Below are 19102 nucleotides of genomic sequence, written 5' to 3'. Positions count from 1 at the left end.
TGATCGACTGGGAGCTGCTGCGCACGTCGGCGTGGCCGCTGCTGCAGGGGCTGGTGCTGGGCACCATCCCGCTGACGGCGCTGTCCTTCGTGCTCGGGCTCGCCATCGCCGTCGTCGTCGCCCTGATGCGGCTCTCGCCGGTGAAGCTCGTCTCGGGCCTGGGGAGGGTGTACGTCTCCGCCATCCGCGGCACGCCGCTGCTGGTGCAGCTCTTCATCGTGTTCTACGCGCTTCCCTCGCTCGGCGTGACCATCGACCCCTGGCCGAGCGCGATCATCGCGTTCAGCCTGAACGTGGGCGGCTACGCGGCCGAGGTGGTGCGCAGCGCCGTCCTCTCGGTGCCGCGGGGCCAGTGGGAGGCCGCGGCCACCGTCGGCATGGGCTACGGCACGACCCTGCGCAGGGTCGTCATGCCGCAGGCGGCCCGCCTGGCCGTGCCCCCGCTGAGCAACACGCTCATCTCGCTGGTGAAGGACACCTCGCTGGCCTCGACGGTCCTCGTGACCGAGATGTTCCGGGTGGCGCAGCAGATCGCCGCTCCCACCTACCAGTTCTTCACGCTGTACGGCCTGGCCGCCGTCTACTACTGGGTGGTGTGCGTGGTGCTGTCGGCCGTGCAGGACCGGCTCGAAGGCCGGCTGAACAGGTACGTGACCGCGTGACCGGGGTGGACGGGAAGCCCCTGCTGGAGGCCGCCGGCCTGGTGAAGTCCTTCGGCGAGACCCGCGTCCTGCGCGGCGTCGACCTCGCCGTGCCGGCCGGCACCGTGAGCGTGCTCATCGGCCCGTCGGGCTCGGGCAAGACGACGGTGCTGCGCTGCCTCAACGCCCTCGAGCGCCCGGAAGCGGGCCTGGTGCGCATCGGTGACGTGTCCGTCGACTTCGCCGCACTGCCGCAGCAGGGACGCCGCGCCGCCCTGCGCGCCGAGACCCGGCTGCGGGCCCAGAGCGGCATGGTCTTCCAGGCCCACCACCTCTTCCCCCACCGCTCGGCCCTGGAGAACCTCCTCGAGGGGCCCGTCGTCGTCCAGGGCCGCCCGCGGGAGGAGGCCCGCGCGGAGGCGCTGGTGCTGCTCGAGCGCGTGGGCCTCAAGGGCCGCGAGGACTCCCTGCCCTCGCAGCTGTCGGGAGGGCAGCAGCAGCGCGTGGGCATCGCCCGGGCGCTCGCGATCCGCCCGCAGGTGGTGCTCTTCGACGAGCCGACCTCCGCGCTCGACCCGGAGCTGGTGGGCGAGGTGCTCGCGGTCATGCGCGACCTCGCCGAGGGCGGCACCACGATGGTGGTGGTCACCCACGAGATCCGCTTCGCCCAGCAGGTGGCCGACCAGGTGCTCTTCCTCGACGGCGGCGTGGTGGTCGAGCGCGGCCCGGCGGCGCAGGTGATCGCCGACCCGCGCGAGGAGCGCACGCGCCGCTTCCTGCGGCGCCTGCTCGACCCGCTCTGAGCCGGAGGCGGGGCGGTCGGTCGTGCGCGCTTGAGGAGCGCTCCGCCGGGGTAGGTGATCGCCGTGGCTGAAGACACCGACACGACCCCCGACCTCACCCGCGGCGTGCGCCTGGGCGACCTCCCCCTCGACGGCGTGCTCGCCGGTGCCCTCGGCACCGGCGACGACGCCGAGCAGGTGCTGCTCACCCGCTACCTCGACGACGACGGCGAGACCCGCCTCTCCGCCCTCTCCGGGACGTGCACTCACGTCGGGGCGCCGCTGGCGAAGGGCCTGCGCACGGGGAACCTCGTGCGCTGCCCGTTCCACCACGCCTGCTTCGACCTCCGCTCCGGCGAGGCGCTCCTGGCCCCGGCCTACGAGCCGCTCACGCGGTACGACGTCGAGGTCAGCGGGCAGGGCGAGGACGCCGTCGTCCGCGTGACCGGTCCGTCCGAGGAGCCCGCACCCGGACCGGACGCCGCGACGGGCGCAGCCAGCGGGGCGCTGCACCGCGTCGTCGTCGTGGGGGGTGGGGCCGCGGGGTTCGCGGCGGTGGAGCGGCTGCGCCGGGAGGGCTACGACGGCGAGCTGGTGCTCGTCTCCGCCGAGCCGCACGTGCCCGTCGACAGGACCCAGCTGAGCAAGTTCTACCTGGCCGGGGCCAAGCCGAAGGACGCCCTGCCGCTGCTCGCGGAGGACTGGTACGCCGAGCACGGCGTCGAGCTGCGCCTGGGCAGCGAGGCCACGGTCCTCGACACCGCGCAGAAGCGCCTCACCGTGCGCGCGGCCGACGGTGCCACGACGGTGCTGGGCTACGACGCACTGGTGCTCGCCCCCGGCTCGGAGCCGGTGCGTCCGGACCTGCCGGGCTTCGGCCGCGACGAGGTGCACGTGCTGCGCACCCTCGCCGACGCCGACGCCCTCCTCGCTGCCGTCGGCGACTCCCCCGGGTCCCGGCGCGCGGTCGTGCTGGGCGCCGGGTTCATCGGCCTGGAGGCCGCCGCGGTGCTGCGCGAGAAGGGCGTGGACGTCTCCGTGGTGGCCACCTCCGAGGTGCCGCTGCGCCGCCAGATGGGCGAGGACGTCGGCCGGGCGGTCCGTGCCGCGCACGAGGCGGAGGGGGTCGCCTTCGTCACCGGTCGTGCGGCCCGGTGGAACGACGGGGTGCTCGAGCTCGAGGACGGCACGCGCGCCCCGGCCGACGGCCGCGCCGACCTCCTCGTGGTCGGCACCGGAGTCGCCCCCCGCCTCGACCTGGCGAAGAGCGCCGACCTGGAGCTCGCCGACGACGAGCAGGGCGGTGGTGTGCTCGTCGACGCCTGCGGACGCACCTCGGCCCCCGGCGTGTGGGCAGCCGGTGACGTGGCCTCCTGGCCGGACGCGACCACGGGCCGTCGTCGTCGGGTGGAGCACTGGGCGCAGGCGCAGCGCCAGGGCGCAGCGGCCGCCCTGGCCGTCCTCGGGCGCAGCGGGGAGGAGGGCCTGGCGGAGCCGGCGTTCTTCTGGACCAAGCAGTTCAGCAGGCAGTACCGGCTCGCCGGCGACGTGCCGGACCTCTCCGGCGGTGAAGGCAGCGGCTCGGCGGAGGTCGACGGCTCGTTGGCCGACGGTGACGCCGTGGTCCGCTACCGCGACGCCCACGGCCGCGTCACCGCGGTGGCCGGCGTGGGGCGCGACCTGGAGGTGCTCCGCCTGGAGGAGGAGCTCCTGCGCCCCTGAAAGTGCTCGGGAGGCCCATGATCACGGTGATCATGGGCCTCCCGAGCGGATCTCAGGCGGAGGGCGCCAGCGTCTTCGTGTCGATGACGAAGCGGTAGCGGACGTCGGAGTTCACGACGCGCTCCCACGCCTCGTCGATCTGGTCACCGCTGATGACCTCGACCTCGGCGCCGATGTGGTGCTCGGCGCAGAAGTCGAGCATCTCCTGGGTCTCGGCGATGGAGCCGATGTTCGACCCGGCCAGGCTCTTGCGCCCCATGATGAGCGCGCCGGCGGGCACCTGGAACGGCTTGCTCGGCAGGCCGACGGTGCACAGCACGCCCTCGGGCTTGAGCGCCGCGATGTAGGGCTTGATGTCGACGTCGGCGGAGATCGTCGTGATGATGAGGTCGAACGTGCCCCTGAGGGACTCGAGCGCACCCTCGTCACCAGTGGCGACGTAGTGGTCGGCCCCGAGGCGCAGGCCGTCCTCCTGCTTCTTCAGCGACTGGGAGAGCACGGTGACCTCGGCGCCCATGGCGTGCGCGATCTTCACGCCCATGTGGCCCAGGCCGCCCATGCCCACGATGGCGACCTGCTTGCCCGGGCCGGCCTTCCAGAAGCTCAGCGGGGAGTACAGCGTGATGCCGGCGCACAGCAGCGGCGCGGCGACGTCGAGGTCGACGCCCTCGGGGATCCGCAGCACGAAGCCCTCGTCGACGACGATCTTCTCGCTGTAGCCGCCCTCGGTGGGGCGCCCGTCCTTGCCGATGGCGTTGTAGGTGCCGACGTTGCCCTTCTGGCAGTTCTGCTCCCGGCCGGCGGTGCACTCGGAGCACTCGCGGCAGGAGTCGACCATGCAGCCAACGCCCACGCGGTCGCCCACGGCGTGCTTGGTGACCTCGGAGCCGACCTCGGCGACGGTCCCGGCGATCTCGTGACCGGGGGTCAGCGGGAAGAGCGTCTCGCCCCACTCGCCGCGGCCGGTGTGGATGTCGGAGTGGCAGATGCCCGCGTAGGCGATGTCGATGAGGACGTCCTTCGGGCCGAGGTCGCGGCGCTCGATGGTGGTCGCCTCGAACGGCTCGCCGGGGCCGGCGGTGCTGCGGGCGTGCACGGTGGTGGGCACGGATCTCCTCCGTCAGTCGTGAAGGTGGGTACCCGTCCATCCTGAGGGCGCCTCCGCGGTCGTGCACGACGGGTCCCTAGCGTGGTGCCGTGACCCCCGTCCCCGGCGCCGGCTCTGCACCGGACGACGACGACGGGGGGTACCTCCCCGGATCGGACGGGCTCCGCCGGGCCTCGTGGGCGCTGTTCCTCGCCGGGGTGGCGGTGTTCGCGCTGCTCTACGCCCCGCAGCCGCTGCTGCCCCTGCTGGCGTCGGACTTCTCCCAGACGCCGGCGGCCGCCACCCTCGCGGTCTCGGCCACCACGGCCTCGCTGGCGGTGGGCCTGCTCGTGGCCGGCCCGCTCTCGGAGCGGTTCGGGCGGACGCGCCTCGTGCACGCCTCGCTGGTGGCCTCCAGCGCCCTGGGGCTGGTGGCGGTGCTGGCGCCCACGTGGGACTGGCTGGTGGTGCTGCGCGCCGTGCAGGGGCTGGCGCTGGCGGGACTGCCCGCCGTCGCCGTCGCCTACCTGCGCGAGGAGGTGCACCCGCTGGCCGCGGGCCGCGCCACGGGCCTGTACGTCGGCGGCAACGCCATCGGCGGCATGCTCGGGCGGCTGCTGTCGTCGGGACTGGCGGAGCTGGGCGGGTGGAAGGCCGCGCAGGGGGGCGTGGCCGTGCTGGGCCTGGTCTGCGCGGCGCTCGTGTGGTGGCTGCTGCCGCGCTCGCGCCGCTTCACCCCGGCACCGGCGGGGCTGCGGGCGCTCGGGCGGCGCACGCGCGGCGTGGTCACCGATCCCGCTCTGCTGGGGCTGTACGGGCTGTCGCTGGCGCTGATGGGCTCCTTCGTGGCCGTCTGGAACGCCATCGGCTTCCGCCTGGAGGCGTCCCCGTACTCTCTGGGGCCGGCCGCCGCAGGACTGGTCTTCACCGTCTACGCGCTCGGGTCGGTCGCCTCGGCGCAGGGCGGTCGGCTCGCGGACGGGCTCGGCCGTCGCGTCGTCGTCCCGGTGGCGGTGCTCGTGATGGGCGCCGGGCTGGCCGCCACCGCCGCGTCGCCGCTGTGGGCCGTGGTGGCGGGGATGGCGGTGTTCACCGCAGGGTTCTTCGCCGCCCACGGCGTGGCCAGCGGCTGGGTCGCGGCGCGCGCCGGCGCCGGCGGCCGCGCCACCGCGCAGGCGGCGTCCACGTACCTGTTCGCCTACTACGTCGGGTCGTCCCTGGGCGGCACGGCCGGGGGAGCTGCGTGGTCGGCAGGGGGGTGGAGCTCGGTGGTGCTCCTCGCGGGCGGGGCGGCGCTCGTGGCGCTGCTGCTCACGGGCCTGCTGGCCCGCACGCGCTCGCTGCTGCCCCCACCGTCGTCGTCCCCGCCGTCCCCACCGTCCGCGCCAGAGACAGCCTGAGGACGACGTCTCAAGCGCTCAGGCGCTGCGCCACACCAGGACGAGCGCCCTGTCGTCGGACTCCTCCACCGCCGCGGCGTCCACCAGGCGCACCGCGGCGCCCTCGCGCCACCCGGACCGGCCGGCCTCCGCGGCCAGGCGCAGCAGCGTCTCGGTGCCCACCGACAGGTCCTCCCCCGGCAGCTCCACCATCCCGTCCGTGCACAGGTACAGCGCCTGCCCCGGCAGCAGCTGCCCGTGGACCGCGGGGAAGTCGACGTCGGGCACCAGCCCGAGCGCCGGGCCGCCGTCGTCGTCGAGGAGGCGCCACGGCTCACCGGCACCGCCCGTGCCCGGCGGCGGGTGTCCCGCGCAGCCCACGCGGAAGCGCCCCGTGCCGAGGTCGACCGCCAGGTGCACGGCCGTGGCGAAGCCCTCCGGCCAGTCCTGCCGGAGCAGGTAGGCGTTGGCGGCGGGCAGGAAGCCCTCCACCGGCATCGCGCCCAGCAGCCCGCCGAACGCCCCCGACAGCAGCAGGGCGCGCGTGCCCGCCCCCTGGCCCTTGCCGGAGACGTCCACCAGCACCACCTCGAGCAGGTCCCCCTGCTCGCCCGGGGTGCGCGTGGCCACCACGAAGTCGCCGCTGAACGCGTCGCCGAACGCCGGCCGCAGCTCCGTCTCGACGTGCCACTGGGGCGGCAGCGGCGGGACCCGCCCCTGGCTGCGCAGCCTGTCACGCAGGTCCACGAGCATCGTGTCGCCCAGGGTGCCCTGCACGCCCAGGCGCTCGCGGCTGCGCACGAAGATCGCCACGAGCACGGCGGTCGCGGCGAGCAGCACCAGGTCTCCCGGGCGGGTGCTCAGGCCGCCCTCCCCGGGCACCGACACGGTCAGCGCGGCCCCCGCGGCCGCCACGAGGTACAGCAGCACCATCGTGCGCATCCGCAGGAAGAACCCGCCCAGGAGCAGCACGAACACCATGGCGCTGGTCGGGGCCCACTGCGGCGCGAGGGCGCCGGTGACGGCGACGACGACGGCGAGCGCGGTCAGCCACAGCAGCAGCCACGCCTGGCGCGGCATCGTGCGGGGTCGGAAGCGCGCGGCCAGTCGGCGGGTCAGACGTCGGCGGCGCCGGTCCAACCAGCGCGCGGCGCGGTGGAGGCGCAGGCGCATCCCACCGACCCTAGTAGGGGCGCACGACGCCCCTGCGGCGTTCGCCGACTCCCGGGCGCGTCCCCCACCCGCGTCCCCCGCTCGCCGGAGCCCTCCCCCACCGCGACGACCACGGCAGGAGGTGGCGCGGAGGTGCATGATCGTCGCGGGGCCGGGGGCTGCCGACCGAGGGGCTCGGCCGAAGGGCGCGGCCGAAGGGCGCGGCCGAAGGGCGCGGACGGGTCCGAGGGTCAGGCCTCGAAGGGCGAGACCTGCGTGCCGGGCGCCTGGCACGACGGGCACCAGAAGAGGTTGCGGCCCTCCACCACGGTGGTCGACACCGGCGTGGAGCACAGCCGGCACGGCAGGCCCGTGCGCCGGTAGACGTAGTGGGCGCCGGCCTGGCCGCGGCGCACGGGCGTGCCGTCCACCTCGTCGTCGCGCTTCCCGCGGTCGACGGGGCGCGTGGTGACGATCCGGCCGGACCGCACGCCGGCGCGCATGAGCACCCGCAGGTCCTCGTAGACGCCCTCCAGCCGCTCCGGCTCGACGTCGCGCCCGGCCGCGAAGGGGTCGACACCCGCCCGGAACAGCGCCTCGGCGCGGTAGATGTTGCCCACGCCGGCCAGCACGTCCTGGTGCATGAGCAGCGCGCCGACGGTCACCCGCGAGCGCCCGGCCCGCTCCACGAAGCGCTCGGGGCCGTCGTCGGCGCGCAGCGGGTCCGGGCCGAGCCGAGCGCGGAGCGCGTCGACCTCCGGGCGCACCATGACCTGGCAGGCCGTCGGGCCGCGCAGGTCGGCCCAGCGCAGCGGGCCGGCGCCCTCGGCGGCGTCGAGCGTGACGAGCCTCAGCCGCACCTGGCCGACGGGGGCCGGAGGCCCGGCGACCGCGCCGCCGCGCTCGCCGTCGTCCCGCTCTCCGCGGTCGACCGCAGCGTCGACACCAGCGTCAGCAGCGCCGAAGAAGACCTTGCCGTAGAGGCCCAGGTGCACGTGCAGCCATCGCTGCGGCTCCCGGCGGGCGCTGGCCGCGGCCGGTGAGAACCCCACGAGGAGGTGCTTGCCGACGGCGTCGGAGCGCACCACGCGGTGGCCGTCGAGCAGGGCGGCGCCGTCGGCGAAGCGGCCCTGCGGGCTGCTCGCCTCGACGACGCGTCCGCCGAAGGCGTCGCGCACGGACCGGGCGAGGCGGTGGAGGGTGTGACCTTCAGGCACGAGGAGAGAGCCTGCCCCCCTCGGACCGATCGCGCGCGATCAGCGCCGGGTCAGCGCCCGGTCAGCGCCCGGTCAGCGCTCCGTGAGGTGCTCGGCCTCCCAGGCGGTCATGAGGTCGAGGCGGCGCTGGTGGCGCTCGTCGCCGCTGAAGGGCGTGGCGAGGAACGCGTCGACGATGGCGGTGGCGTCCTCGAGGGAGTGCATGCGCGCGCCCACGCTGACGATGTGCGCGTCGTTGTGCTGGCGGGCCAGCTGCGCGGTCTCGAGGCTCCACGCGAGCGCCGCGCGGATGCCGGGGACGCGGTTGGCGGCCAGCTGCTCGCCGTTGCCGGAGCCGCCCAGGACGATGCCGAGCGCGGGAACGCCGGCGCGGACGTCAGCGCGGACGCCGAGAGCGGCGGGGATGCAGAAGTCGGGGTAGTCGTCGAGGGCGTCGTAGGCCGCTGGGCCGTGGTCGACCACCTCGTGCTCCGTGGCGCTCAGGTGCTGCACCAGGTGCTGCTTGAGCTCGAAGGCGGCGTGGTCGCTGGCGATGTGGACGCGCACGGCGCCGATCCTCCCACTCCCGTGTGATCATGGGCGATCGGCCACTCGGGCGAGGTGGCCGACCGCCCATGACCAGGGTCGGGAAGGGCGGGTCAGTCGAAGACCGGCCCCTGGGCGCGGGTGCGCTTCAGCTCGTAGAAGCCCGGGTAGGCGGCCACGGCGGTGACGCCGTCCCACAGCCTCCCGGCCTCCTCGCCCTTGGGGGCGGGGGTGATGACGGGGCCGAAGAACGCCGGACCCTGCTCGCCGTCCTTCCCGGCCACCCCGATGACCGGGGTGCCGACGTCGTCCCCGACGCGGCTGATCGCCTCGTGGTGCGAGGCCTTGAGGGCGTCGTCGTACTCGGTGCTGTCAGCGAAGCGGACGAGGTCCGCCGGCAGGCCCGCGTCGGCGAGCCCGCCGACCACCGCGGCGTGGAAGTCCTTCTCGCCGCCGGGGTGGATGCGGGTGCCGATGGCCGTGTAGAGCGGCTCGACGACCTCCTGGCCGTGCAGCTCCTTCGCGGCGGTCACCACGCGCACCGGGCCCCACGCCTTCTTCATCATCTCGGCGTACTCCTCGGGCAGGTCGCGCCCGTCGTTGAGCACCGCCAGGCTCATCACCCGGAAGGTGACGTCGATGTCGCGGACCTTCGCGGCCTCGAGGATCCAGCGGGACGTCATCCACGCCCACGGGCAGATGGGGTCGAACCAGAAGTCGACGGGGCTCTTCGAGGCGCTCTGCGCTGCGTCAGTCATGCCACCGATAACACCACTGGCCCGGCTCCTCTGCCCGGCCCCCCTGCGTGGCAGCATCACAGGGGTGCGGACCAGCCACCACGAAGACGGCGCCGGGCAGCCGGCGGACCACCAGCAGGGCATGAACCTCTCCCGGGCGGAGGCCGCCGAGCGCGCCGCGCTCGTCGACGTCAGCTCCTACGACGTCGAGCTGGACCTGACCACCGGGCCCACGACCTTCCGGTCGCGCACCACCGTGCGGTTCAGCGCGCGCGAGGGCGCCTCGACGTTCCTCGACCTGGTCGCCCCCCACGTGCACGAGCTCGTGCTGAACGGCGAGGCCCTCGACGCCCACGAGGTCGCCGACGGCGTGCGCGTGCAGCTGCACGGGCTCGCAGCGGAGAACGAGGTCGTCGTCGTCGCCGACTGCGCCTACATGAACACCGGCGAGGGCCTGCACCGGTTCGTCGACCCGGTCGACGGCGAGGTCTACCTGTACTCGCAGTTCGAGGTCGCCGACTCGCGCCGCGTGTTCGCGGTGTTCGAGCAGCCCGACCTCAAGGCGGTGTTCACCTTCACGGTCACCGCTCCCGACCACTGGACCGTGGTGTCGGTCTCCCCCACCCCGGAGCCCTCCCCCGGTCCGGCCGCGGGCAGCGCCACCTGGCGCTTCGCCCCCACGCCGGTGCTCTCCAGCTACGTCACCGCCGTCGTCGCCGGGCCGTACCACGTCGAGCGCGGCGAGCTGACCAGCAGCGACGGCCGCACCGTGCCGCTGGGCGTGTTCTGCCGCAGGAGCCTCGCCGAGCACCTCGACGCCGGCGAGATCATGGACATCACCCGCGCGGGCTTCGCCTTCTACGAGGGCCTGTTCGAGATCCCCTACCCGTTCCCCAAGTACGACCAGCTCTTCGTGCCGGAGTTCAACGCCGGCGCCATGGAGAACGCCGGCGCGGTGACGTTCCTGGAGCGGTACGTCTTCAGGTCCAAGCCCACCGAGGCCGTGGTCGAGCGGCGCGCGGTGACGATCCTCCACGAGCTCGCGCACATGTGGTTCGGCGACCTCGTCACCATGCGCTGGTGGGACGACCTGTGGCTCAACGAGAGCTTCGCGGAGTACGCCTCCACGCTGGCCACCGCCGAGGCCACCCGCTGGACCGACGCGTGGACCACGTTCGCCTCCATGGAGAAGGCCTGGGCCTACCGCCAGGACCAGCTGCCCTCCACCCACCCGATCGTGGCCGACATGGTCGACCTCGAGGCGGTGGAGGTGAACTTCGACGGCATCACCTACGCCAAGGGCGCCAGCGTGCTCAAGCAGCTGGTCACCTACGTGGGCCGAGACGCGTTCTTCGAGGGCGTGCGGCGCTACCTGCGCGCGCACTCCTTCTCCAACGCCACCCTCGCCGACCTGCTGCGCGAGCTCGAGGCGACCTCGGGCCGCGACCTGGCCTCCTGGTCGAGCGTGTGGCTGGAGAAGGCCGGCGTGACCACGCTCAAGCCCGAGGTGCACACCGCCGAGGACGGCTCCATCACGTCCCTCGTGGTCACCCAGACCACCCCGCCCGAGCACCCGGTGCAGCGCCCCCACCGCCTCGCGGTGGGCTTCTACGACCTCCACGTGCCGGGCGGCCGCACGGCCGGCGAGGACGACGACGACGCGGGCGACGCACCGGCCGCTGGCGCTGCGCCGCGCCTGGTCCGCACGGGCCGGGTGGAGGTCGACGTCGACGGCGAGCGCACCGACATCGCCTCACAGCTCGGCTCGCTGTCCGGGAGGGACGCTCCGGACCTGCTGCTCCTCAACGACGACGACCTCGCCTACGCGAAGATCCGCCTCGACCCGTCGTCGCTGGCCACGGCCGTGGAGCACCTCTCGGCCATCGAGGACGCGCTGCCGCGCACGCTCGTGTGGTCGGCGGCGTGGGACATGGCCCGTGACGCCGAGATGGCCGCGCGCGACTTCGTGGACCTGGTCCTCGACAACGCCGCCGTGGAGTCCACCCCGGCGACGTCGTCGGTGCTGCGCACGCTGCTGCAGCAGCTGACCTCCGCGACGCGGCTCTACACCGCGCCCGGCCACCGCGACGACGTCGTGGCGGGCGTGGCCGCCTCGCTGATGGACCTGGCGCTGGCCGCCGAGCCCGGCAGCGACGCGCAGCTGCAGCTGGCCACCGCGGCCGCCGGCTGGGCGCGCACGCCCGCCCAGCTCGACGCCGTGGCCGGCTGGCTGTCCGGCGACGCCCCGCTGGAGGGCCTGTCGGTGGACACCGACCTGCGCTGGGAGCTGCTCACCGCGCTCGTCGTCGAGGGGCGCGCCGGGGAGGCGGAGATCGCGGCGGAGCTCGCCCGCGACGACACCGCCTCCGGTCGCCTCGCCGCCGCCGGTGCGCGGGCCGCGATCCCGGACCCGGCCGCCAAGCAGGCGGCGTGGTCCCAGCTGGTGGCCTCCTCCGCGGAGCCGGGGCTGGCCAACGCCGAGCGCGCCGCCGTCATCGGCGGTTTCGCCCGTGTGCACGACGCCGCGCTGCTGGAGCCGTTCGTCGAGCCGTACTTCGCCTCGATCGAGGGCACCTGGCGGATGCGGACCAACGAGATCGCCCAGCAGGTGGTGACCGGGCTCTACCCGGTGCTGCTCGCCTCCCCGGCGCTGCTCGAGCGGACCGACGCGTGGCTCGCGCAGGCCCCGTCGGACCTGCCGGCGCTCAAGCGCCTCGTCAGCGAGCAGCGCGACGGCGTGGCCCGCGCCCTGCGAGCCCAGGAGCGCGACCTCCTGCGCTGACGGCGCAGGACGAACGGCAGGGCCCTTCCTCGCACCCGCGAGGAAGGGCCCTGCCGTTCGTCCTCCTCCTCGCACTTTCCGCGGAAAGTGCGAGAAGGAGAACCCCCTTGTCGCACTTTCCGCGGCACGTGCGACAAGAGAGGGGGCGTTATCGCACGTGCCGCGGAAAGTGCGGACTGTGGGGTCGGAGGTCAGCCCTGGGTTGCGTCGCCGCCGGGTGCGGGCTGGTCGCCCGCGGCTCCGGCCCCACCGGCGCGCTGGTCTCCGGCGGGCTGACCACCGCCGGCGGCCTTGTCGGCACCTCCCTGCTGAGCGGTACCGCCACCGGCCTGGCCACCGGTCTGGCCACCGGTCTGGCCACCGGTCTGGCCACCGGGAGCGTCCTGCCCGCTCTGGTCGGCACCCGGCGTCTGTGCAGTGCCAGACCCGTCTCCCCCGCCGGTCTGGCTGGGTCCCGCCGCCGACGCGGAAGGCGCCGGAGGTGCGGGCGGAGTTCCGATGACGCTCTGCGGGGGCGCCGTGAAGTCCTGCTGGGGCTGCCCCGCCAGGGCCTGGTCCGTGTACGCCCGCCACATCGGCGCGGCGAGCGTCCCGCCGTACATCTGCGGGTACCGGTGCCCGGCGATCACCGCGCCGTTGACGGACATGCTCCCGCTCGGCACGCCGATCCACACCGCCGTCGACAGCTGCGGGGTGTACCCGGTGAACCACGCGGCCACCGAGTTGTTCGTCGTCCCCGTCTTGCCGGCGGCCTCGCGCCCGCCGGCGAGGCCGTCGCCGGCCGCCGTCCCCTGCGTGAGCACGCGCTGGAGGGCGTACGTGACGCCGTCGGCGACGTCCTGGGGGATCGCCTGCGTGCACGTGGAGGCCGGTACCGGCAGCGCCTTGCCGTCGGGCCCGGTGATGGAGGCGATGGCCGTCGGGGTGCAGTACTTCCCCTCGGCGGCGAACGCCGCGTACGCGCTGGCCACGGTGAGCGGCGAGACGCTGTCGATGCCGAGCGTCATGGACGGCGTGACCGTGAGGTCGGTGCTCTTCTTCCCGGTCGGGTTGTTCTTGTCGGGCTGGGCCTTGTGCATGCCGAGGGCCTGCGCGGTGGCGGCGACGTCGCACAGCGGCAGCTGGTCCTCCATGGCCGCGTAGCCGGTGTTGACGGAGTCAGCAGTGGCGTGCAGCACCGTCATCGACGAGGTCCCCTCGCCGTCGCCGGCGTTCTTGGGGGCCCAGGGCTTGCCCGTGTACTGCGTGCCGGCGGGCTCGCAGCTGCCGTACTGCCAGCTGCTGTTCGGGAAGGCGCGCGGCGTCCCGTCGACCGTGTCGTACAGCGAGTGGCCGGCCGCGAGCCAGGTCGCCAGCACGAACGGCTTGAAGTTCGAGCCCGGCTGGAAGCCTCCGGAGCCACCGTCGCTGGAATCGGTGCTGTAGTTGATCGAGGTGTCCGTGGGCGGTGCGTCGTCGGCCGTGCTGTAGGTCCGGTTCTGGGCCATCGCGATGATCTTTCCGGTGCCCGGCTGCACGGACACGATGGCGGCTCCGACGCCGGACGTCCCGGGGAGCTGCACCACCTGACCGTTCACGATCTTGTTGTTGCGCACGGTGGAGTCGCCGGCGGGGACGGCGGTCTCGACCTCCTGCGCCGCCGCCTGCTGCGCGTGCGGGTCGAGCGTGGTGGTGATGGTCAGTCCACCGCGGTAGAGCTCAGCGAGGCGGTCGTCCCTGGTGCCGCCGAAGGCGTCGTCGTCGAGGAACTGGCCCACCACGTCGTCGCAGAAGTACGCCGCCGAGCCGGCCTGCGCGCACCCGTCGGGGGTCGGCTGCACGTGGAGCATCGCGGCGATCGGGACGGCGACGGCGGCGTCGTGCTGGGCCTGGGTGATGTCGCCCAGCTGCAGCATGCGGTCCAGCACCGTGTCCCGGCGCGCTTGCGCGGCCTGCGGGTGGAGCACCGGGTCGTCGCCGGTGGGGTTCTGCACGACGCCCGCCATCAGCGCCGCCTGCGGCAGGTCGAGCTGGGAGGCGGGCGCGTCGAACCAGTGCTCGCTGGCGGCCTCGATGCCGTACTGGCCGCCGCCGAAGTTCGCGATGTTGAGGTAGTCCTCGAGGATCTGCTGCTTGGAGTACTTCTTCTCCGCGGCGATCGCCAGGCGCATCTCGCGCACCTTGCGCAGGACCCCGTCGAGCCCGGACCTGACGGTGACCTGGTCGAAGACCTCCGCCCGCTGCTCCGCGGTGGCGTTCGGCGGCAGTGCGGCCAGCGCCTGCTCCACCTCGAGGTTCTTGATCCACTGCTGGGTGAGGGTGGACGCGCCCTGCTCGTCACCACCGCCCAGGTCGGTGACGAGCGCGCGGACCACGCCGCGCGGGTCGACCCCGCCGTGCTCGTAGAACCTGCTGTCCTCGATGTCGACGAGCGCCTTCTGCATCACGGGCGCGACCTGGGCCAGGGGCACCGAGATGCGGTTCTCGTAGTAGAAGGTGGCCATCGGCGTGCCGTCGGCGTAGAGGATGCGCGACTGCTGGCTGAGCGTCGGCTGCTCGAGCGAGGCGGGCAGGGCGTCGAGGGACGCCACGACGTCGTTGCTGGTCCTGCCCGCAGCGATGACGGCGGGCGCGGCGAGGCCCGCCACGAGCGCGCCGGCGCCGGTGCTGACGGCGAGGAAGCCCGCCAGCAGCCTGGTGGCGCGCCCCGCCGGGGTGCCGCGCCGCCGCTGCCGGCCGCTCGCCCCACCGCGCCGGGCTCGGGAGCCTGAGGTGCGTAGCGGCATGCGGCGCAGGCTAGGAAGGGCGGCCGAGCGCTCACTGGGCGAACCCTGGGCGGGAGGTGGGTGCCTGCTCGCCGACGTCCCGCTCAAGGGTCAGGGCGCCGGCGCCGATGCTGCGGCGTGCTCCACCCCGCGCCACCGGTCACTGCGCCCGGAGTCGCCCGGTGATCGGGCCGGCCTTCCCGCAGGTGCTCGACGCCGCGCGGGCGGGAGCGCCGTGGGCCTTCGAGGTCCTCTACCGCGAGCTCGTGGGTCCCGTCACCGGCTACCTGCGCCTGCACGGCGCTGCCGAGCCCGACGACCTCGCCAGCGAGGTGTTCATCGGCGTGCTCACCGGCGTCGGTGGGTTCACGGGCGACGAGGCGGGCTTCCGCGCGTGGGTCTTCACCATCGCTCACCGCCGCCTGGCCGATTCCTGGCGGCGCGCCTCGCGCCGGCCCTCGCTGGCCGACGCAGACGTCCACGACGACCCCGCCACCACCGCCCTGCCCGGCGGTGACGCGGAGGACGAGGCGCTGGCGTCCCTCGGCACCTCGCGGGTGCACGACCTGTGCGCGCGGCTCCCCCGCGACCAGCGCGCCGTCGTCCTGTTGCGCGTGCTCGGCGACCTCTCCGTCGACGAGGTCGCGCGGGTGCTGGGGAAGACGCCGGCGTCCGTCAAGGCCCTGCAGCGCCGGGGCCTGCTCACCCTGTCGGCCCAGTGCCGCGACGACCGCGCAACCCCCGGAGGTTCCCCGGCGATGACGGAGACGAGATGACCGACGACCCGGGGCGCGCGAGCAGCTGCTCCTTCGACGAGGACGTCCGCGCGCTGCGCGCGGGCGGTGACGCGCCGTCGGCGGCGCGGCTGGAGGCCTTCGCGCGCGACGTGCGCGCGGTGGCCCGCGAGCCGCACCGCCCCAGCGCCGACCTCGCCGTCCTCCTGGCCACCGGTCGCCTCACCGACACCGCCGCGACGCCCACCCGGGCTGGCGGCGCTCACCCGGCCGCAGCGCAGCTGCAGCGGCCCGTGCTCTCGTGGAGGCACCCCGTGACCCTGACCCGCCAGTCCCTCGCCGCCGCTGGCCGCCGCGTGGCCGCCGCCGGTGCCGCCCGCGTCGGCACGGCGGCCGGTGCCGTGCTCGTCGTCACCGTGGTCGGGGCCGGTGCTGCCGGTGCCCTGCCGGGTCCGGTGCAGGACGGCTTCGCGGCGACCGTCTCCGCGGTGACGCCGCTGGAGGCGCCCACCAGCGCGGACCCGACCGCGGCCCCGACCGCGGACCCGAGCGCGGACCCGAGCGACCAGCCGACCGGCACTCCGTCCGACACCCCGACGAGCACTCCGACCGACAGCCCGACCAGCACAGCCACCGACGACCCGACCGGGACGTCCACCGGCGCCCCGGCGCCCGCCCCCGCGGGAACACCGTCCACCGGCGAGCCCGCCGAGGACGACGACCAGGACGCCCCGAGCCCGTCCACCACCCCCACGTCCGTCCCCGTCGCCCCGCCGACCAGCGGCGGCATGGGCGGGTGGGTCAGCAGCCAGGCGCGCTCCGGCGGCGTGGACGGGAAGGCCGTCAGCGACGCGGCGCACGCCCGCAACGACGCGCGCAAGGCAGCGCGCGCCGAAGGCAGCGCCGCCCCTGCGCCCAGCACCGCGCCGAGCAGCACGCCGGAGCGCTCGACGAGCGCGCCCTCGACCGCCCCGAGCACCTCGTCGTCGTCCTCCGACGCCGAGGGCGGGGACGGCTCCGGCTCGAAGAGCAGCGGCAAGGGCGCGGGCTCAGGCTCCGGCAAGGGCTCCTCGAACGGCCACGGCAAGGACCACTGACACCCCTTCCGACCTCCCGTCCTTCTCGCACTTTCCGCGGCAAGTGCGAGAAGGACGCCCCTTCTTGCCGCACTTGCCGCGGAAAGTGCGGCAAGGAGAGAGCGGGGCGACCAGGGGCTCGCCTCCGCCTCGCCGTCAGGAGGTGGGTGCCAGCAGCGCCTTCGCGTAGGGCGTCAGCAGCGGCGTGACGCTCTTCCACGGGATCGTGCAGCTCGGCATGCCGTGCATGCCCAGCTGGTAGTCCTGGAAGGTGAAGGTCATGCCGTCGGCGTCGGTCTGCCACGCCGACCAGTTCGCCGTCGTGGGCTCCAGACCCTCGTCGCTGGTGATCTCGTAGCCGTCGGCCTTCGCCTGCTGCCGCACCAGCGGCGCGAACGACCGCAGCGCCTCCTCCTGGTCGGTGAACACCTGGTCCAGCGTCACCGGCGCACCGGTCGCGGCCACGAGCACCACCGTGTTGTCGACGTCGGTGGGGTGCGCCGCACCCTCGTAGTAGTCGCTCATGGGGATGTCGACCTGCACGGTGCGACCGTCGTTGGTGGTCAGCGACGCCTCTCCAGCGAGCTCGTGCTTCGACTCGGGGTCGTCGCCGTTCTGGGTGGCCGTGGCGCTGATGGCGCTCTGGGCCGACGCCTGGATGCGCCGGTTCACCTCGGCGACCGCCGCCCCGGACCCGGTGAACGCGGGCACGGTGATGTCCCAGGTGAAGCCGCCCTTGCTGCCCTGCAGGCGCTTCGCGGGGCCCGCGGTGAGCGGCGCGACCGCCGTGACCGTCCCGCCCTTCGCCGCGGAGGACGACGACGGCGACGCGCTCGTCGCGCGGGCCGTCGCCGAGGCTGACGGGGATGCGGTCGAGGCGGCGGGGGTCGCCGTCGACAGCGGAGCCGTGGAGGACGCGCTGGCAGCGTCAGCGGAGCCGCCGCCGCACGCGGCGAGCAGCAGCACCGAGGTCACCGCTCCCGCGGCGATCAGCGCGCGGGCGGGCGTCGAGCCGTGGGTCGGGCGTGGTCGCACGAGGGCGGACGCTAGGGCGGCGACCTGGGAAGCCAGCCGCGACACGCCGCAGGCCCTCCCCACGGCGGACACCTCCGTGATCATGAGAGTCACCGACAAGACCCCTCGTGATCATGGGCGCCGCCGACTCCCGACCTGGCAGCACCCGCCGCACGTGTCGGCACCTCCCATGATCACGACCGGAGTCGTGCGCAACGTCCATGATCACGGGGGGCGGGTGGGAAGGTCAGAAGCCGGTGTGCGTGGGCCAGGTGGTCGGCTGCCAGGCGAGCTGCGCCGACAGCCGCGCCACCGAGGCCGGCTCGCCGCGCACGCGCCCGGCCGCCGCGAGCGCCACGAGCGGCGTCTCCCCCAGGTAGGCCGCGGACAGCGCGCCGAGGTCGCAGGCCACGCCGGCGGTCGCCGTCGACGCCTCGACGGACGCGCGCCCGTCCGCCACCTCCAGGCGCCAGCGACCGCCGGCCAGCCCGAGCGCGTCGTGCACCTCGAGCACGCACGCCCCGGGCGGCCCGAGCCAGCCGCGCGCCGCGAGCGCCGCCGGCACGTCGAGCAGCCGGGCCCAGAAGTGGTCGCTGCCCTCGCCGGCCAGCGCGCGGCGGGGGTCAGCCAGGAGGTGGGGCAGCGGGTCGTCGAGGGGGCGCTCGGTGACGCGCAGCCTGTCGACGATGTCCAGCGACACGAGGTGCTGCCAGAGCGCCGCCTGCGCCGCGGGGGTGGCGGCGAAGAGGTCGCTGACCTCGAGGGTCGTGTCGTGGCGCATGCCCTCCCACTTCTCCCGGGTCCGGTAGCGGGCCACGCCCACCGCGGCGCCGGTGGCGTCGCGGGCGAGCAGCGCGGGGCGGAGGTCGGTGCCGTCCTCGCCGGGTGCGGGCGCGAGGCCGAGCACCTCGTCCCAGTACCGCTCGGGGCGCCGCACCGCGCCAGGGCGGGAGACGGCGACGGCGGCGAAGAGGCCCGGCGCCTCGGCCCGCAGGTCGGCGTCCTCCACCAGCTCCACGCGCACGTCCTGCGCGCCCGCCGGCAGGTGCGCCAGCGGCGCGGGCAGGCGCACCTCGAGCGTCTGCCCGCTCACGGCGGGACCGAACCCGTAGCGCCCGTAGATCGGCGCCTCCCCGGCCACGAGGTGGGCCATCGGGACCCCGCGGTCCTTCGCGGCGCGCAGGTCGGCCGTGATCATCCGCGTCAGCAGCCCGCGCCGGCGGTGGGTGGGCGCCACGGTGACGGAGCTGACGTGGTCGGTGAGCAGCTCGTGGCCGGGCCCGCCGGGCACCGGCAGCGGCCAGTCCCACGAGCGGTACGTGCCCACCACGCGGTCGCCGTCGAAGGCGCCGGTCAGCCGCTGCCCGGCCCACGCGGTGCGCCGGTGCTCGACGTGCTCGGGCGTGACGGTCTTGGGGTGGAGGAACGTGCGGCGCGACGCGCGCAGCCACGCCAGCTGGTCGTCCGGCTCGACAGCCCTGACCTCGAGGTGCTCCCCTGCGTTCACGGC

The 19102-nt window shown here is 74.7% G+C and carries 15 protein-coding genes; 7 read left to right on the top strand and 8 right to left on the bottom strand.

What is annotated here, in order from left to right:
• Positions 1-2: 2 nt before the first annotated feature.
• The 3 genes from FMM08_RS06310 (at position 3) to FMM08_RS06300 (ending at position 3145) form a co-directional block, all read left to right on the top strand.
• On the top strand, positions 3-662 hold the full coding sequence (locus tag FMM08_RS06310) for an amino acid ABC transporter permease (protein WP_147925672.1): 660 nt from the start codon (positions 3-5) through the stop codon (positions 660-662).
• Between the two features lie 5 nt (positions 663-667).
• Positions 668-1444 carry an amino acid ABC transporter ATP-binding protein gene (locus FMM08_RS06305; RefSeq protein ID WP_147925504.1) on the top strand — a complete coding sequence of 259 codons (777 nt, stop codon included), beginning with the start codon at positions 668-670 and terminating at the stop codon, positions 1442-1444.
• A 63-nt stretch (positions 1445-1507) separates the two neighbouring features.
• The gene (locus FMM08_RS06300; RefSeq protein WP_187279586.1) at positions 1508-3145 is read left to right on the top strand and encodes an FAD-dependent oxidoreductase; all 1638 of its coding nucleotides are present in this window, start codon (positions 1508-1510) and stop codon (positions 3143-3145) included.
• A 52-nt stretch (positions 3146-3197) separates the two neighbouring features.
• Here the strand turns inward: FMM08_RS06300 and FMM08_RS06295 are convergent, their stop codons facing one another.
• Positions 3198-4253, bottom strand: coding sequence for an NAD(P)-dependent alcohol dehydrogenase (locus FMM08_RS06295; protein ID WP_147925502.1), 1056 nt, complete (start codon positions 4251-4253; stop codon positions 3198-3200).
• A gap of 89 nt (positions 4254-4342) precedes the next feature.
• Here FMM08_RS06295 and FMM08_RS06290 point away from each other — a divergent pair, with 89 nt between their 5' ends.
• Positions 4343-5632 carry an MFS transporter gene (locus FMM08_RS06290; RefSeq protein ID WP_147925501.1) on the top strand — a complete coding sequence of 430 codons (1290 nt, stop codon included), beginning with the start codon at positions 4343-4345 and terminating at the stop codon, positions 5630-5632.
• Between the two features lie 18 nt (positions 5633-5650).
• Here FMM08_RS06290 and FMM08_RS06285 read toward each other — a convergent pair whose 3' ends face one another.
• From FMM08_RS06285 to FMM08_RS06270, 4 genes are all read right to left on the bottom strand, one after another.
• Positions 5651-6784, bottom strand: coding sequence for a PP2C family protein-serine/threonine phosphatase (locus tag FMM08_RS06285; RefSeq protein ID WP_147925500.1), 1134 nt, complete (start codon positions 6782-6784; stop codon positions 5651-5653).
• Positions 6785-7014: 230 nt separating this feature from the next.
• Positions 7015-7980 (bottom strand): Fpg/Nei family DNA glycosylase, encoded by a 966-nt coding sequence (locus FMM08_RS06280; RefSeq protein WP_147925499.1) that lies wholly within the window; start codon positions 7978-7980, stop codon positions 7015-7017.
• A 72-nt stretch (positions 7981-8052) separates the two neighbouring features.
• Positions 8053-8526, bottom strand: a complete 474-nt coding sequence (locus tag FMM08_RS06275) for a ribose-5-phosphate isomerase (RefSeq protein WP_147925498.1) — start codon at positions 8524-8526, stop codon at positions 8053-8055.
• A gap of 92 nt (positions 8527-8618) precedes the next feature.
• Entirely contained in the window at positions 8619-9263 is a 645-nt protein-coding gene (locus tag FMM08_RS06270; protein ID WP_147925497.1) for a mycothiol-dependent nitroreductase Rv2466c family protein, read from the bottom strand.
• Between the two features lie 121 nt (positions 9264-9384).
• Between FMM08_RS06270 and pepN the strand changes: the two genes are divergently transcribed.
• Entirely contained in the window at positions 9385-12024 is a 2640-nt protein-coding gene (pepN, locus tag FMM08_RS06265) for an aminopeptidase N (RefSeq protein ID WP_147925671.1), read from the top strand.
• Positions 12025-12215: 191 nt separating this feature from the next.
• Here the strand turns inward: pepN and FMM08_RS06260 are convergent, their stop codons facing one another.
• Positions 12216-14789, bottom strand: coding sequence for a transglycosylase domain-containing protein (locus tag FMM08_RS06260; RefSeq protein WP_147925496.1), 2574 nt, complete (start codon positions 14787-14789; stop codon positions 12216-12218).
• Positions 14790-14950: 161 nt separating this feature from the next.
• On the opposite strand from FMM08_RS06260, the gene FMM08_RS06255 reads away from it, so the two are divergent.
• Both FMM08_RS06255 and FMM08_RS06250 read left to right on the top strand, forming a co-directional pair.
• Positions 14951-15544, top strand: coding sequence for an RNA polymerase sigma factor (locus tag FMM08_RS06255; RefSeq protein WP_187279585.1), 594 nt, complete (start codon positions 14951-14953; stop codon positions 15542-15544).
• On the top strand, positions 15541-16599 hold the full coding sequence (locus tag FMM08_RS06250) for a hypothetical protein (protein ID WP_147925494.1): 1059 nt from the start codon (positions 15541-15543) through the stop codon (positions 16597-16599). Before FMM08_RS06255 ends, FMM08_RS06250 begins: the two co-directional genes overlap by 4 nt.
• A 135-nt stretch (positions 16600-16734) precedes the next feature.
• Here FMM08_RS06250 and FMM08_RS06245 read toward each other — a convergent pair whose 3' ends face one another.
• Positions 16735-17613 carry an RsiV family protein gene (locus FMM08_RS06245; RefSeq protein ID WP_147925493.1) on the bottom strand — a complete coding sequence of 293 codons (879 nt, stop codon included), beginning with the start codon at positions 17611-17613 and terminating at the stop codon, positions 16735-16737.
• Between the two features lie 226 nt (positions 17614-17839).
• Positions 17840-19099 carry a GNAT family N-acetyltransferase gene (locus FMM08_RS06240; protein ID WP_187279584.1) on the bottom strand — a complete coding sequence of 420 codons (1260 nt, stop codon included), beginning with the start codon at positions 19097-19099 and terminating at the stop codon, positions 17840-17842.
• Between the last annotated feature and the right edge of the window lie 3 nt (positions 19100-19102).

It is taken from the genome of Quadrisphaera setariae, from assembly GCF_008041935.1.
Classification (GTDB): Bacteria; Actinomycetota; Actinomycetes; order Actinomycetales; family Quadrisphaeraceae; genus Quadrisphaera; species Quadrisphaera setariae.
This window is presented reverse-complemented; position numbering and strand designations above follow the sequence as displayed.

Coding starts and splice junctions, on each gene's coding strand:
- FMM08_RS06285 (WP_147925500.1), bottom strand. CDS start 6,784: ATGCGCCTGCGCCTCCACCGCGCCGCGCGCTGGTTGGACCGGCGCCGC.
- FMM08_RS06270 (WP_147925497.1), bottom strand. CDS start 9,263: ATGACTGACGCAGCGCAGAGCGCCTCGAAGAGCCCCGTCGACTTCTGG.
- pepN (WP_147925671.1), top strand. CDS start 9,385: ATGAACCTCTCCCGGGCGGAGGCCGCCGAGCGCGCCGCGCTCGTCGAC.
- FMM08_RS06260 (WP_147925496.1), bottom strand. CDS start 14,789: ATGCCGCTACGCACCTCAGGCTCCCGAGCCCGGCGCGGTGGGGCGAGC.
- FMM08_RS06250 (WP_147925494.1), top strand. CDS start 15,541: ATGACCGACGACCCGGGGCGCGCGAGCAGCTGCTCCTTCGACGAGGAC.